The following is a 15,798-nucleotide window of genomic DNA, read 5'->3' on the forward strand; positions in this document are numbered from 1 at the left end:
ATTATTTGTTGGGTTTTCTAATTAAATACAGTCCAATAAAAGTTAAAAGCCCATTTATTATTAAAAGTTCATATCCAAATATGTAACCATTCAAAAAATTAGTAGAATAAGCATTTGTAAAATAACTTACCATAACAGAGAGCACTGCTACAATCCAAACATATTTATCTTTAATAACATATGTTGTGAAAATTCCAAAAGAAAACAAACCTAAAAGAGGACCATAAGTATAGGAGGCTACTTGCAATAAGCTACTTATAACATTGTCTTGTAAAAGGTATTTAAAAATAATAATTATAATAATTAACAAAATAGAGATTAAAACGTGGGTTTTTTTTCGAATATATTTTTGTTTTGATTTTTCTATATTGTTAATATCTAAAAAATCAATACAAAAAGAGGTTGTTAAGGAAGTTAAGGCGCTATCAGCACTTGAATAGGCTGCAGCAATAAGCCCTAAAATAAACACAATACCAATATGAGTGCTTAAATTATTATTCAAGGCAATTTCAGGAAATAACAAATCGGTTTTAACATTGCCTTCAACAATAGGAATTGAAATATTAAATTTTTGTGCGTATATAAATAATAAAGCGCCTAAAATTAAAAATATGAAATTCACAATTATAAGTATAAAACCAAGTGAAACAACATTCCATTGGGCTTCTTTGGTGTTTTTACAAGTTAAGTTTTTTTGCATCATATCCTGGTCTAAACCAGTCATTGCAATTGCAATAAACATTCCGCCCAGAAATGATTTTAAAATGTATTTTTTGTCTTTAAAATTATCAATAAATAAAATCTTACTGTATTTATGGTATTCTTCAGAGGTAAACATATTAGATACAGACCAGTTTAACTTATTTAAAATGATGTAAATGGTTGCGAAAACAGCAAAAAGCATTAGTGAGGTTTGAAAAACATCTGTCCATACAATTGTTTTAATACCTCCTTTAGAGGTGTAAATCCAAATTAGTAAAACCGAAAAAATAACGGTTATTTCAAAAGGAACATTCCAAAAATCAAATATAAAATATTGTAGTACAGATACCATCAAAAATAATCTGAATGATGCAATTAAAATTCTAGAAATAAAGAAGAAAAAAGCACCTGTTTTATGAGAAGTTGTACCAAACCGTTGTTTTAAAAACTCATAAATTGAAGTAATTTTCAGTTTATAATATATAGGAATTAGTACATAAGCAATTACAAAATAGCCAAACAAATATCCAATAACAATTTGCATATAGCTAAATTGAGAACTTTGTACTAAACCAGGTACTGATATAAATGTTACACCTGAAAGAGAGCCTCCAATCATGCCAAAAGCTACTACATACCAAGGAGATTTTTTATTGGCGTTAAAGAAGGTCTCATTAGTGTCATTTTTACCCGTGAAATAAGATATTAGAAGCAGTATGCAAAAATAAATTGCAACCAAAGAAAGTAAATAAATAGGCTTCATTTATAGTTAAATGTATTTGAAATAACAAAGAAACTAAAATTATTGAGAATATCATTTCCTAATTGTACATTTGCGAAATGAATTTTTCTTCAAAACTACTAGAAAATGCTGTAAATGAAGTATCTCAATTGCCAGGTATAGGTAAAAGAACTGCTTTGCGATTGGTATTACATTTATTAAAACAACCAACTTCACAAACGCATCAATTATCAAAATCATTAATTAACTTGGTTGATGAAATTAAATTGTGTGAAAAATGCCACAATATTTCAGATGTTGCTATATGTGAAATTTGCGTAAATCCATCAAGAAATTCCGAAATTATTTGTGTTGTAGAAGATGTTAGAGATGTAATGGCTATAGAAAATACAGCACAATTTAAAGGGTTGTACCATGTTTTAGGAGGTAAAATATCACCAATAGAAGGGGTAGGGCCTCAAAATTTGACAATAGAAAGCTTGATTGATAAAGTGCAGAATGGTAATGTGAAAGAGGTAATATTTGCTTTAAGTTCTACTATTGAAGGAGATACAACTAATTTTTATATTTTTAAACAATTAGAAAAGTTTGCAATTAAAACGTCAACAATAGCACGTGGTATAGCAGTTGGTGATGAACTTGAATATGCTGATGAAATTACGTTAGGAAGAAGTATTGTAAATAGAATTCCGTTTGAAAAATCTATATAGTTTATGGATTTATCTGTAATTATTGTAAACTATAACGTTCAATATTTTTTGGAGCAATGCTTATTAAGTGTTCAGGCAGCTTCTACAAATTTAGATGTTGAAATTATAGTAGTTGATAATAATTCAACAGATGAAAGCTGTAAATTAGTATCTGAAAAATTTGCAAAAGTTCACCTTATTAAAAATAAAATAAATTTAGGATTTTCTAAGGCAAACAACCAAGGCGTTGAAATAGCAGAGGGCGAATTTATTTTAATTTTGAATCCTGATACTGTGGTAGCAGAAGATACTTTTACACAAATTTTAAGCTTTGCAAAAACAAAACAAAACTTAGGAATTTTAGGTGTTAAATTAATTGATGGATCAGGGAGTTTTTTGCCAGAAAGTAAACGAGGCATACCAACTCCAAGAGTTGCGTTTAACAAACTTTTTGGCATTTCGAGTAAACAAACAGGGAAATACTATGCAACACATTTAAATGAAGATGAAACTGGAGTTGTTGATATTTTGGTTGGTGCATTTATGCTGTTAAAGCGTACAGTTTTTAATGAGGTGAATGGTTTTGATACCGCTTATTTTATGTATGGCGAAGACATAGATTTGAGTTATAAAATTTTAAAAAAAGGATATCAAAACTATTACTTTTCTAAAACGCAAGTAATTCATTATAAAGGCGAGAGCACTAGAAGAGATACAAAATATTTAAGATATTTTTATAGAGCTATGAAAATATTTTACAGTAAACATTTTAAATTGAATCGTATTTATGATTTTGCAATGAGTTTTGGAATTGAATTTTGGTTTTTGCTAAAATATTTGAAATTTATACAATTTAAAGAGGAATCACAGCTAACGTTTAACGTGCTTTATCTTGGAAGAAACAAATTGATAAAAAGTTATTTGGGTAAAAAGTATTTACTAATTAATGAAGAGTTAATGGGTAATTTCAATCAAATAAAAACAATAATTAAACAAAAAAAAATAGATACTATTATTTTTGATAATGAAGTTGTTACTAATAAAAAAATAATTACACATTTTGAAGCTTTAAAAGGTGAAAATGTAATTTTTAAAATACATCCTAAAAGCACTAATTTTTTGATTGGAAGTACAAGTGTTCAAAAAAGAGGGCTTGTAGAAATAATTAAATAATATGCTATTTTTCAATTCTAATTCTTGCGTCTACTGCTAAAATTTCTTTCGAATTTCCTAGTAACGGATTTAAATCTAATTCAACAATTTCTGGTGCAACACTCACTAGGTATGAGACCTTTGTAATTATTTCGGCAAATAAAATTGGATTAACACCTTCTTGGTTTCTAACTCCTTTAATAATTTTATATGATTTTAAGTTTTTAATCATTTCGGTAGCTTCATTTATAGAAACAGGTGCCAATGATGAACTTATATCTTTGATAACCTCAATAAAAATTCCACCTAAACCACATAGAATTAAATGTCCAAAACTGCCTTCTTTTTTAACTCCAATAAATAATTCAATCCCTTTTTTCATAGGTTGAATTAACACAGCTTTGGCACTTCCAATTTTCATAATTTTAGAATAGGAATCTAAGAGTTTATCAATAGAATTTATATTTAAAATAATACCACCAACATCACTTTTGTGAATAGAGCCAACAATTTTCATAACTACGGGTAATCCAAGTTTTTTACTTGCTAAAATGCATTCTTCTTTTGAATTACAAATAACTTCATTTACTACTGGAATTTTAGCTGCAATTAATAACTCTTTAATTTGTTGAGGCGGTAAAAAACCATTGGTTGAATTTTCAATAATCCTTCTAATTGTTTTTAAATTAACTGTAAATGAGTTTACATCTTTAATAGCAGTATTTGTAGGGTTCAATGTTTTAGCTAAAGCATTTCCAAATAAAACCTCATCAGGAAACATTACATTTCCTTTCGAAATGAAATAATCAATTTCTTTTTTTACATTCACAACTGATGGTAAAACTGGAAAAATAGGTTTATTACAAGTCCTCATTTTTTTATGAAGTATATCATAAACATCGTATACTTCAAATAAACCCGGACTACCAAAAATAACCACCATTGCGTCAATTCCTGAAAATTTATTTTCGCAATAATCAATAATGGTTTCTAATTGTTCTGCATTTCCTGTTGCTAAAAAATCTATAGGATTTGATACCGATGAGCCTAAATATAATTTAGAGAGTAGCTCATCGCTATCTTTACCACTAATTTCGGGTACATTTAGTCCGTTTTTCGACAACGTATCAGTGAGCATTACAGCAGGCCCACCAGCATGTGTAATTATGGCTATGTTTTTACCTTTTAATGCAGGAAGCATAAAAATGGAGGCAACTGTAATTAATTCATTTCTACCATAACAACGCACAATACCCGCTTTTTTAAACAAGGCATCAACAGCATTATCAGAATTAGCTAAAGCGCCTGTATGTGAACTTGCGGCTCTACTTCCTGCTGATGAACTCCCTGCTTTTATAGCGGCAATTTTACAACCTTTTTGAATTAAAGATGATGCGTGTTTTAATAATTTTTTAGGGTTTTCAATACTTTCAATATAGAGTAATTTTACTTTAGAACTTTTTATATCATCAAAAGTATTATCTAAATGTTCTAGCACTTCCTCAACACCAATTTGAGCGGAATTACCAACAGAGTAAACACTAGAAAAAGTAAGACCAGTTGACATAGCAGCTTCAATAATAAAAACGGCAGTTGCTCCAGATCCAGAAATAAAATCTACTCCTTTTGAATTTAGTTTTGGTATTGGCCTTGTAAAAACTCCAACATAATTTTGATTTATGAAACCAATATTATTTGGTCCCAAAAGTGTACCTCCAGCATTATTTATTTCGTTGACTATTTCTTGTTCTAATTTTTTTCCCTCCGCATCTTTTTCACTATAACCTGCTGAAAAAATAATAAATCCTTTCGTGTTTTTTGTGTGTGTTAGTATTTTAGTTGTTTCTAACGTAAATTTTGCAGAAATAGCAATTATAGCTAAATCAACTTTAGGAATTTGAGAAACTTCTTGGTAACACTTTATGCCTTGAACCTCAGTTTCTTTAGGATTAACAGCTATCAACTTTCCTTTAAAATTATGTTCAATTAAATTTTTAAGAACACTTCCACCAGGAGTTTGAATATTATTTGATGCTCCAATAACAACAATGCTTTTTGGATTAATTAGGTTTTTGTGTAACATTTATAAAAATACTTGCTAAGATACGGTTTCAGTTGCTATTTCTTTTCCTTTATTAAAAGCGTCTATATTTTTAGTTACAATACGATCTCCTTTGCGCTGAAAAAGGGTTTTAATTGCTTGTTTTAAACTTTCTTCACTTAATGGAATAATTGATGAAGCAGCACCTAATAAAACGATGTTTGTAGCTTTGGAATTACCTAAGTCTTTGGCTATTTTTTTTGCATCAATTAAAATATGATTAGGGTATGATTTTATTTCAGTATATAACTCTTCTAACTCAGGATAATCAGTAATATTTAAAAAAGGATTTGAATCAGTTATCAAATATCCATCTTTTTTTAAGAAGGGTAAATAGCGCAATAATTCCATAGGTTCTACAGAAATTATCATATCTGCTTTTCCTTGTGGAATTAAATCGGAATAAATTTTAGTGTCTGAAATTCGAACATGAGACTGCACTGCTCCACCTCGTTGACTCATACCGTGAACTTCAGATTGTTTTAAATGTAAGTTAGATGCTAATGCAGCTGTGTCTAAAATTGCAGCAATAGTTAAAATTCCTTGTCCTCCAACTCCTGCTAATAATATATTTGTTTTCATTTATTACAGTTAATTTAATGAAACGTTTTTTATTTTTTTTAATTTGTCTTTCTTTTCTTTTGGTAATTGAACACATGGGCGTTGAGAAATAATTACTGAAACACCGTTGTAATTAAGTTCTTCACGAATTAAATCTATATTTTGATCTAAATTTTTATGAAGGGGAGTTATTACTTTCAAGTGATTTTCTTCAACACCTAATCCTCTGCAAATATCAATCAGCCTTCCAGAAGCTGAGGAATCTTGTGCACCTGTCATTGCAATGGCAGAATTGTCTGAAATTATAACCGTTATAGGTGTTTTTTCAATAACAGCGTTTAACAAGCCAGTCATTCCAGAATGAGTGAATGTTGAATCTCCAATAATTGCAATTGAAGGATGTATACCGGCATCCGCAGCGCCTTTTGCCATTGTAATAGAAGCTCCCATTTCTATAAGTGCATCTATGCTGTTATAAGGAGGTAGTGCACCTAAGGCATAGCAGCCAATATCACCAAAAACTTGCTGACTTTCTGTTTCTGTTTTTAATTTATTGATGGCATCAAATAAATCGCGATGGCCACAACCTACACATAATTCAGGAGGTCTTCCTGATACTACTTTTGGAAGATTTTCGTCAATTACAATATCAAATCCCAGTGCATTTGCAATATTGTCTGGGTTTAGCTCTCCAACACGAGGAATAGCTCCACTTAAGCGTCCAATAACATTTCTATTTTCACCTAAAAAATCGGAGATAGCTTCTTCAATAAAAGGATAACCATCTTCTAACACCAATATTTTTTTACAAGTATTGAATAATTTTTTGATTGGTTTTTTAGGAATTGGATATTGTGAAATTTTTAGAATAGGGTAAGGGCATTTACCACTTTCAAAATTTTCCATTAAATAGTTATAAGCTATTCCAGAAGCTATAATTCCTAAAGAAGTATTAGGACCTTTAATAAATTCATTGAAATAGCTATTTTCGGAGTTTTCGAGGATATCAGATTGAATATTAACTAAATAGTTGTACCTATTTCTAGCGTACATTGGGATTAATGAAAATTGAGTTGCATTTTTTGGTAGGTGAATGTTATTTTGTTTTATGCTATTTCCTACGTTAACTCCAGCTCTTGAATGTGATAATCTGGTTACCATTCTCAATAAAACAGGTAAACTATATTTTTCAGATAAATCAAAAGCATATTTTGTAATATCATAAGCTTCTTGTTGGTTAGAAGGTTCTAACATAGGCACCATAGCAAATTTTCCATAAAAACGAGAATCCTGTTCATTTTGTGATGAATGCATAGAAGGATCATCGGCAACTACTACAACTAAGCCACCATTAATGCCGGAAACAGACATATTCATAAACACATCAGCAGCAACATTTAATCCAACATGTTTCATAACAGCCATAGCTCTTTTACCTGCGTATGACATGCCAAGAGCTGATTCCATTGCTGTTTTTTCATTAACAGACCATTGTGAATGAATAGTGAGTTCTTTAGCTAATTTTGAACGTTGAATGTATTCTGTAATTTCTGTTGATGGAGTTCCTGGATACGCATAAACACCTGATAACCCAGCATCAATGGCTCCTTGTGCTAAAGCTTCATTGCCTAATAGAAGTTTTTTCATAAAATTCTAGTTTATATAATTGTCTATATTGTGTTGTAAAATTAATTAAATATTTTCAATTTTTGTATGATTAAAGTCATACATATAACACGTAATATATTGACAAACAGAATATTATATCAGCAATAGAATATGTAAAAAATTATAGATTAGAAAGGTGTTTAAACTTTTTTTGTAGTAAATTAATATTAAAAGTAATAAGTTTTTAAGAATTTGTTATTTGAGAAGTTTTGAGCTTAATTGTTGTCCCAATTATTTTTATTTCTAATATTTTTGTATAATTTAATTCCTAGCATTAATAATATAGAAACACTAACAATACCAATAACTCCAAAAATCCAACCTAATGAATTTTTGAGTATCACTAAAAAAACACAAGCAAATAAAATAATTGTAGCAACTTCATTCCAAATTCTTAAGGCAAATGAAGAGTATTTTAAATATCCTTTTTCAATTTGATTGTACATAATTTGACAAGTCCAGTGGTAGGCAAAAAGTAAAGCAACAAACCCTAATTTAATGAGCATCCAGTTAGTTTGTAACCATGCAGGTTGTAAAATTAATAACCAAATGGCAAAGCCTGTAGCCAAAATAGCAGAAGGCCATGTTATAATATACCAAAGCCTTTTTATCATTAACTTATATTGCTTTAATAATATATTTTTTTCTATTTCAGGTTTTTCTTCAGCTTCTTTATAATAAATAAATAATCTAATAATATAGAATAAACCGGCAAACCAAGTTGTAATAAAAATGATGTGAAGTGATTTTATGTATAAATATGTCATAATTTATTAGGAAAGATATTTAAAGTTCAAAAATACCAATAATTAAGATAAAATAATGCTACGGGTTCAATTTTATAAAAATAGCGTATATTATAGAATCTAACTAAAATTATAACATAACTTTGCAACGTCAACGAGGGAATAACATATTTTAGAAAAGATATGAAATATATTTCGCGTACTGTTTGGGTTTTATCGCTTGTTAGTTTGTTTACTGATACGGCAAGTGAAATGTTGTATCCAGTAATGCCAATTTATTTAAAATCTATTGGTTTTTCAATTGTACTTATAGGAATTCTTGAAGGTTTGGCTGAAGCAGTTGCTGGGTTAAGTAAAGGTTATTTTGGTAAGCTGTCAGATCAATCGGCTAGGAGAGTCCCTTTTGTTCAAATTGGTTACACTTTTAGCGCAATTTCAAAACCTATGATGGCTATTTTTGTGTATCCACTTTGGATTTTCTTTGCAAGAACTTTAGATCGTTTTGGTAAAGGTATAAGAACCGGAGCCAGAGATGCAATTCTTTCAGATGAAGCTACGCTAAAAACCAAAGGGAAAATATTTGGGTTTCATAGATCTATGGATACTTTAGGAGCAGTTTTTGGACCGTTGTTTGCATTACTTTATTTATATTTCTATCCAAATAATTATAAAACACTATTTTACATAGCGTTTATTCCTGGTATTTTAGCTGTGATTTCAACCTCTTTTCTCAAAGAAAAGAAAACGAAACTTCATAAAATAAAAAAAGCAGTATCTTTTTTTTCATTTCTAAACTATTGGAAGGAAAGTCCGGTAGTTTACAGAAAAGTTGTGATAGGGCTTTTATTTTTTACACTATTTAACAGTTCAGATGTGTTTTTGTTGTTAAAAGCAAAGCAAGCTGGTTTAAGTGATACGCAGGTTATAGGTGTTTATATCTTTTATAATTTAATTTATGCATTAAGTGCATTTCCGGCAGGAATTATAGCTGACAAAATTGGTTTAAAAAAGATGTTTATAATAGGTCTTGTATTTTTTGCAGTTGTTTATTTAGGAATGGGATTTAGTACAAATCTATACATTATTATGGGATTGTTTTTGCTATATGGCATCTACGCGTCTGCAACAGAAGGTATTTCAAAAGCTTGGATTAGTAATATTACTTCAAAAAAAGATACTGCTACTGCAATTGGTACTTATGCTGGATTTCAAAGTATTTTTACAATGTTAGCTAGTTCTTTTGCCGGACTTATTTGGTATAAATTTGGAGCAAATACATCTTTTTTTGTAACCAGTTTTGCAACAAGTATAGTTATAATTTATTTTATTTTTTTAAGAGAAATTAAAAGTAAAGGCTCAATATTAAATTAATTTTTAGAATTCCAATTATTTATCCATTTAGATAGTGTTTTCGCCCACTGGTTATTATCATTCAAACAAGGTATTGTAGCAAAGTGTTTCCCACCATTTTGAATGAAAGAATGTTTAGCTTCTATACCAATTTCTTCTAATGTTTCCAAACAATCAGAAACAAATGCTGGAGTAACAACAGCCAAATTTTTAATGCCATTTTTTGCAAACTTATCAATAGTTTGGTCTGTATAAGGTTGTAACCAAGGGTCACGTCCTAATCTAGATTGAAATGAAGTGCTAAAAGTGTTTTCTTTTAAATTTAACTGTTTTGCAACTAGTTTTGTTGTTTCATAACATTGATGTCTGTAACAAAATTTGTGAGCTTCAGAAGGAGTATTACAACAACTATTGTCTATTTTACAATGAGATTTTGTGATATCTGATTTTTTAATATGTCTTTCAGGAACCCCATGGTAAGAAAAAAGTAAGTGTTCAGGTTGTAGAATATCAAGTTCCTTTTTTATACTGTTACTTAAAACTTTAATGTAACTTTCATTATTGTAAAAGGCAGGAAGATGAGTTAGTTTTATATGAGAAAAATGTTTTTCAACAATTTTATTTGCTAAAACAACAATTGTTTCAGTTGTTGCCATAGCAAATTGAGGATATAGAGGAATTAATAAAATCTCCGTAATACCTTGATTTGCTAATTTTTCAATACCATTTTTTATAGATGGATTTCCGTAACGCATGGCTAATTCAACAGGTAAATCAGTTTCTTGCTGTACTTTTTTTAGTAACCTTTCAGAAAGTACTATTAAAGGAGATCCTTCTTTCCACCAAATTTTTTTATAGGCTTCAGCAGATTTTTTTGGACGTGTGTTTAAAATGATGCCTTTAACCAATAGGAAGCGTGAAATATAAGGCAAATCAATCACGCGTTTATCCATTAAAAATTCACCTAAATATTTTTTCACATCTTTAACTGATGTACTATTTGGTGATCCTAAATTTACTAGTAAAACTCCTTTCATTAATATTTATGATTTTGCAAATTGTTTAGGTGTGATTTCAAATTTTCTTTTAAAAGCAGCAATAAAATGACTTGATGTACTATAGCCCAAATATAAAGCTATTTCATTAACGTTCAATTGTCTTTCTAGTAATAATTTTTTTGCTAATTCCATTTTGTAATTAAGTAAAAAAGTAAATACAGGAACTCCATAAAACTCCTTAAATTCAGTTTTTAACTTTTTAATATTTAAACCAACTTCCTTTGCTAATTGAGGTAGAGAAGGAGGGTTATTCATTTTCTTAATAATAAGTTGTTTAGCGTGTTTAATTTTACTGGCAGTTTCTTCATTGGCAATATACGGACAAGATTCGTTTTCACTTTCAGAAGTTGAGGAGAAATAATAACTTAACAGTTCAAATACTTTTCCTTTTATATAAATTAATTTAAGTAATTCAGGTGATTGTTTAAGGGTTAGCTGACTTAAAATTAATTTAATAACAGAACTTATTTTTTTTGGTTCTATAATTGGATTTCCAGTTTTAAAGCTACTAAAGTTAAAAAGAAAATTTCCTTCAATTGAAAATAAAGAATGGAAATATTCGATAGAAATTAAAATTACAATTAATTCAGAGTCAGGAGGTAAATTAAAAAAAACATTCATTTCATTGTCTTTAAAGTATACCATACTTGAATTACCTGAGTCTAAATTTATAGCGCAGTGTTCTAAGTTAAAAGCTATTCTACATGTTTTGTTGTTGCAGAAAAATAATTGAATGTAATTATTCTTTAATTGTATCGTAAACAAATCGTTAGATAAAGATAAGTTATTGAATTTTAACACCTTAAAGGTTTCTTCTTCATTGAAAATACAGTGTGTACTTTTGTCGATGTTTTTGTAATTGTTTAAACTTGTCTCCATAGGTTGTTTTTGTTAAAAAAGAGCATTTGTTGTCTGTGTAAAAGTAATGAATAAAAGTTAATACATAAAAGATTATTAATAATTAATGATATTTGTCATATTAATTAATCCTTTATACAGTGTAAGTTTATTTGAGTTTTTAGAAATTATTTAGATTTACAATTGTTTAAAATACACAATACAAACTTATGGCGACAATAAAAGTACTTTTGTCGATATTATGTCTCTAAATATAGTTGTACTTTTGTCGATACTTATTGGTAACAACATTTTATTATGAGTCATGAAAACATGCCTACAAAATTATACAACGTAGGGTTAAGTTATAAAAAAGCAGATGTAAAAGTTCGCGGCGAATTTAGTATTACAAAAGAGAATCAAAAATTATTATTAGAAGATGCAAAAGAAAAGGGTATTGATGGCATTTTTGTATTGTCTACGTGTAATAGAACAGAGATAACAGGCTTTGCAAAACATCCGTTCGAGTTAATTAGTCTTTTAATAAAATATTCAAAAGGTAATGTTGAAGAATTTATTAAGGTTTCAAATGTTTATAAAAATAAAGACGCTGTAAAACATTTGTTCAATATTGGAACAGGATTAGATAGTCAAATTTTAGGTGATTATGAAATAGTAGGCCAGTTAAAAGAAGCTTTTAAATTAGCAAAAAAAATAGGCACTATAAATGCTTATTTAGAGCGGTTGATGAATTTAATTTTGCAAGCCAGCAAAGATGTAAAAAATAATACTAAATTAAGTTCAGGAACAACTTCAGTTGCCTATGCTGCAATTCAATACATTATTGATAATGTAGCGAATTATAATACTAAAAATATCCTTATCTATGGTTTGGGTAAAATAGGTAAAAACACCTTCAAAAATTTAATTGAATACACCTCTAATAATCATATTACACTTATAAATAGAACCCTAGAAAAGGCAGTTGAATATGCTAAATTGTATCCTGAAATTGAGATTGCAAATTATAGTGAATTAAGTGAGCAAATTCATAAAACGGACATTCTAATTGTATCTACAGGGTCTGATATTCCTACAATAACAAAAAAACATTTAAAAGAAGGGAAGCAATTAGTAATATTAGATTTGTCAATGCCTGAAAATGTAGAAGTTTCAGTAAAAGAAAACCCAGAGATTACCCTAGTTAATGTTGATGAGCTATCAAAGATTACACATAAAACAATTGAAACTCGCAAAAGTGAAATTCCTATTGCAGAACAAATAATTGAAAAATATAAAGAAGAATTTAACAGTTGGATATCACTTCGTAAATTTGTACCAGCAGTTAATGCTTTAAAAGAATCTCTTCAGGCTATTCAGCATGATGAAATTGATTTTCATACAAAAAAAGTTAAAAACTTTAATGTGGAACAAGCAGAAATGATTACATCAAGAATTATTCAAAAAATAACAACGCAATTTGTTAAGCATTTGAAAGACGAAGAAACTTCTGTTGATCAAAGTATTAGTGTTATAAGTAAAATGTTTCATATTAATGAACTAAGTTTAAATGAGAACGATTAGAATTGGGACTCGCTCGAGTCAATTAGCACTATGGCAAGCAAATACAGTAGCAAAACAATTAGAACATTTAGGGCATACCATAGAAATAGTAAAAATAGATTCTATTGGAGATAAAGTTTTAGATAAACCACTGTATGAGTTAGGAATAACAGGTGTGTTTACTAAAAATTTGGATATAGCCCTTTTGAATGAAAAAATAGATATTTCTGTAAATTCTTTTAAAGATGTTCCAACAAAATTACCAGAGGGGATAGTACAGGCTGCAGTTTTAAAAAGAGGGGATTTTAATGATGTATTGATTTTAAAGGAAGATGAAAATTTTTTCACAAAAAAATCGGCAATAATTGCTACAGGAAGTTTACGAAGAAAAGCGCAATGGTTGTATAGATATCCAAATCATACCATTACAGGTTTGAGAGGAAACGTAAATACACGTTTGCAAAAATTAGAAGATAATAATTGGGATGGAGCTATTTTTGCAATGGCCGGATTGAAAAGGCTTAAGCTACTACCTTCAAATGAGAAACATATTAAATTAGATTGGATGATACCTGCACCTGCACAAGGAGCAGTTATGATTTCAACTTTAGCAAAAGATGAAGAGTTACTTGAGATTTGCAGTGAATTAAATGATGAAAAAACAGCCATTTGTGTTAAAATTGAACGTAAATTTTTAGAAGTTTTAGAAGGAGGTTGTACAGCTCCAATTGGCGCTTTAGCTATGATTTGGGATGATGTTATAAAGTTTAAAGGCGTTTTATTTAGTCCAGATGGAAAAAATAAAATTGAATTTTATAAAGAAGTTGAGGTAGATAACGCAACTGATTTAGGAGAATATGCTGCTAATTATATATTGGAAAGAGGAGGTAAAAAATTAATGCGCAAAATTATTGTTATAGATAAGGACATTAATGTGTATTCTACCAAAAACTTGTCTCTTAATCAACAAAAAAGTTTATCGCCTAAAATAGGAGTTTCTATGAGTGACTTTATTGTCACTAGAAGCAATAGGTTAAAATCTGTTATTGTTAAAAAAACCATTGAAAATGTAATAATTACAAGTCAAAATGCTGTTGATGCTTTATTGGATAGCTTTATACCAACAGAATTAAATTTTAAAAATATTTATTGTGTAGGTAAAAGGACAAAACGGCTAATTGAAAGAAAAATAGGGAAAGTAACCCATGTTGAAAATTCGGCAGAGAAACTAGCAAACTATTTAGTGAAAAATGTAGAAGAAAAAGAAATAACTTATTTTTGTGGTAATAAAAGAAGAACGGAGTTGCCAACTATTTTATCTGGGAGTAATATAACTCTACATGAAATAGAGTGTTATCAAACGCAATTAACACCTAGAAAAGTAGAAGATAAATACGATGGGATTCTTTTTTATAGCCCAACAGGAATTGAAAGCTATTTAAAAAAGAATACATCAAATAAAAGTGTAGCATTTTGTATTGGAGATACAACAGCTTCGTATGCAAAAAAACATTTCGAAAAAGTAGTGGTTGCAAAAATTCCATCAGTTGAAAGTTTACTTAAGTCTGTTAATGAATATTTTCAATAAAAATATTCCTATTATATTTAATGAAAGCTTAGTTGGAATGTAATAAAATGAAATAAATAAAATTATGAATAGAACAAGACGTCTTCGTAAAACAGAAAATATTCGTCGTTTAGTAAGAGAAAACAAACTTACAATAGACGATTTAATTTATCCTTTATTTATAGAGGAAGGAGTTGGTATTGAAACTGAAATAGTCTCTATGCCAGGAATTAAACGTTTTTCGTTAGACAGAATTTCTAAAGAATTAGATGAAGTTGTAGCTCTAGATATTCCGGCAGTATTACTTTTTGGAATCCCAGCTAAAAAAGATGAAATTGGCTCTGAAACTTGGAATGACGATGGTATAATGCAGCAAGCCGTTCGATTTATTAAGAAAAATTACCCAGGTTTATATGTTATTACAGATGTTTGTTTTTGTGAATATACAAGCCATGGGCATTGTGGTATAATTCACGATAATGATGTTGATAATGATGCTACTCTAGTTAATATAGCAAAACAAGTAATTTCCCATGCAAAAGCAGGTGTTGATATGGTGGCGCCTTCAGGAATGATGGATGGAATGATTGAAAGTATTCGTGAGGCTTTGGATAATACCGGTTTTTCAAATCTTCCTATAATGTCTTATGCTGTAAAATATTCTTCAGCTTTTTATGGCCCATTTAGAGATGCAGCAGATTCAGCTCCAACATTTGGAGACAGAAGAACCTACCAAATGGATCCTTCAAATAGAGATGAAGGTATGCGTGAAGCAACTTTTGACGATCAAGAAGGAGCAGATATATTAATGGTAAAACCAGCCTTATCATACTTAGATATTATAAGAGATTTAAAAAATAATTTTGATAAACCAATAGCCTGCTATAATGTAAGTGGTGAGTATGCAATGATAAAAGCAGCCGCAGAAAAAGGATGGATTGATGGTGAACGTGTAATGATGGAAAGCTTATTATCTATGAAAAGAGCTGGAGCAGATATTATTATTACCTATTTTGCCAAAGAAGCTGCTAAATTATTGTTGAAATAATAGTAGCTTATAGA

Annotated in this window: 13 protein-coding genes; 6 read left to right on the plus strand and 7 right to left on the minus strand. The window is 29.2% G+C overall.

The window, feature by feature from the left end:
* Position 1 precedes the first annotated feature (1 nt).
* A complete protein-coding gene (locus Lupro_RS12440; RefSeq protein WP_068210910.1) occupies positions 2-1,465 on the minus strand; it encodes a sodium:solute symporter in 1,464 nt (487 codons plus the stop codon).
* A gap of 77 nt (positions 1,466-1,542) precedes the next feature.
* On the opposite strand from Lupro_RS12440, the gene recR reads away from it, so the two are divergent.
* Positions 1,543-2,154, plus strand: coding sequence for a recombination mediator RecR (gene recR / locus Lupro_RS12445; RefSeq protein ID WP_068210913.1), 612 nt, complete (start codon positions 1,543-1,545; stop codon positions 2,152-2,154).
* Positions 2,155-2,157: 3 nt separating this feature from the next.
* Positions 2,158-3,306 (plus strand): glycosyltransferase family 2 protein, encoded by a 1,149-nt coding sequence (locus tag Lupro_RS12450; protein ID WP_068210916.1) that lies wholly within the window; start codon positions 2,158-2,160, stop codon positions 3,304-3,306.
* A 4-nt stretch (positions 3,307-3,310) separates the two neighbouring features.
* Here the strand turns inward: Lupro_RS12450 and Lupro_RS12455 are convergent, their stop codons facing one another.
* The 4 genes from Lupro_RS12455 to Lupro_RS12470 form a co-directional block, all read right to left on the minus strand.
* A complete protein-coding gene (locus Lupro_RS12455) occupies positions 3,311-5,368 on the minus strand; it encodes an acetate--CoA ligase family protein (RefSeq protein WP_068210919.1) in 2,058 nt (685 codons plus the stop codon).
* Between the two features lie 15 nt (positions 5,369-5,383).
* Positions 5,384-5,968 carry an indolepyruvate oxidoreductase subunit beta gene (locus Lupro_RS12460; RefSeq protein WP_068210921.1) on the minus strand — a complete coding sequence of 195 codons (585 nt, stop codon included), beginning with the start codon at positions 5,966-5,968 and terminating at the stop codon, positions 5,384-5,386.
* Positions 5,969-5,977: 9 nt separating this feature from the next.
* Complete coding sequence (locus Lupro_RS12465) at positions 5,978-7,594, minus strand: thiamine pyrophosphate-dependent enzyme (protein ID WP_068210924.1); 1,617 nt, start codon at positions 7,592-7,594, stop codon at positions 5,978-5,980.
* Between the two features lie 236 nt (positions 7,595-7,830).
* Positions 7,831-8,382 (minus strand): CopD family protein, encoded by a 552-nt coding sequence (locus Lupro_RS12470; RefSeq protein ID WP_068210928.1) that lies wholly within the window; start codon positions 8,380-8,382, stop codon positions 7,831-7,833.
* Positions 8,383-8,544: 162 nt separating this feature from the next.
* Between Lupro_RS12470 and Lupro_RS12475 the strand changes: the two genes are divergently transcribed.
* Complete coding sequence (locus tag Lupro_RS12475; protein ID WP_068210931.1) at positions 8,545-9,732, plus strand: MFS transporter; 1,188 nt, start codon at positions 8,545-8,547, stop codon at positions 9,730-9,732.
* On the opposite strand, the gene hemH is transcribed toward Lupro_RS12475, so the two are convergent.
* Together hemH and Lupro_RS12485 are read right to left on the minus strand one after the other, a co-directional pair.
* Positions 9,729-10,748 (minus strand): ferrochelatase, encoded by a 1,020-nt coding sequence (hemH, locus tag Lupro_RS12480; RefSeq protein WP_068210935.1) that lies wholly within the window; start codon positions 10,746-10,748, stop codon positions 9,729-9,731. The two genes, Lupro_RS12475 and hemH, sit on opposite strands and share 4 nt — an antisense overlap.
* Before the next feature lie 6 nt (positions 10,749-10,754).
* Entirely contained in the window at positions 10,755-11,648 is an 894-nt protein-coding gene (locus Lupro_RS12485) for a helix-turn-helix transcriptional regulator (RefSeq protein ID WP_082703916.1), read from the minus strand.
* 276 nt (positions 11,649-11,924) lie between these two features.
* Here Lupro_RS12485 and hemA point away from each other — a divergent pair, with 276 nt between their 5' ends.
* The 3 genes from hemA (at position 11,925) to hemB (ending at position 15,784) form a co-directional block, all read left to right on the plus strand.
* Complete coding sequence (gene hemA, locus Lupro_RS12490; protein ID WP_068210941.1) at positions 11,925-13,190, plus strand: glutamyl-tRNA reductase; 1,266 nt, start codon at positions 11,925-11,927, stop codon at positions 13,188-13,190.
* Complete coding sequence (hemC, locus tag Lupro_RS12495) at positions 13,177-14,757, plus strand: hydroxymethylbilane synthase (protein ID WP_068210945.1); 1,581 nt, start codon at positions 13,177-13,179, stop codon at positions 14,755-14,757. The genes hemA and hemC overlap by 14 nt, the downstream gene beginning before the upstream one ends.
* A 64-nt stretch (positions 14,758-14,821) precedes the next feature.
* Positions 14,822-15,784 (plus strand): porphobilinogen synthase, encoded by a 963-nt coding sequence (gene hemB / locus Lupro_RS12500; protein WP_068210947.1) that lies wholly within the window; start codon positions 14,822-14,824, stop codon positions 15,782-15,784.
* Positions 15,785-15,798 lie beyond the last annotated feature (14 nt).

It is taken from the genome of Lutibacter profundi (genome assembly GCF_001543325.1).
In the GTDB taxonomy this organism is placed as follows: domain Bacteria; phylum Bacteroidota; class Bacteroidia; order Flavobacteriales; family Flavobacteriaceae; genus Lutibacter; species Lutibacter profundi.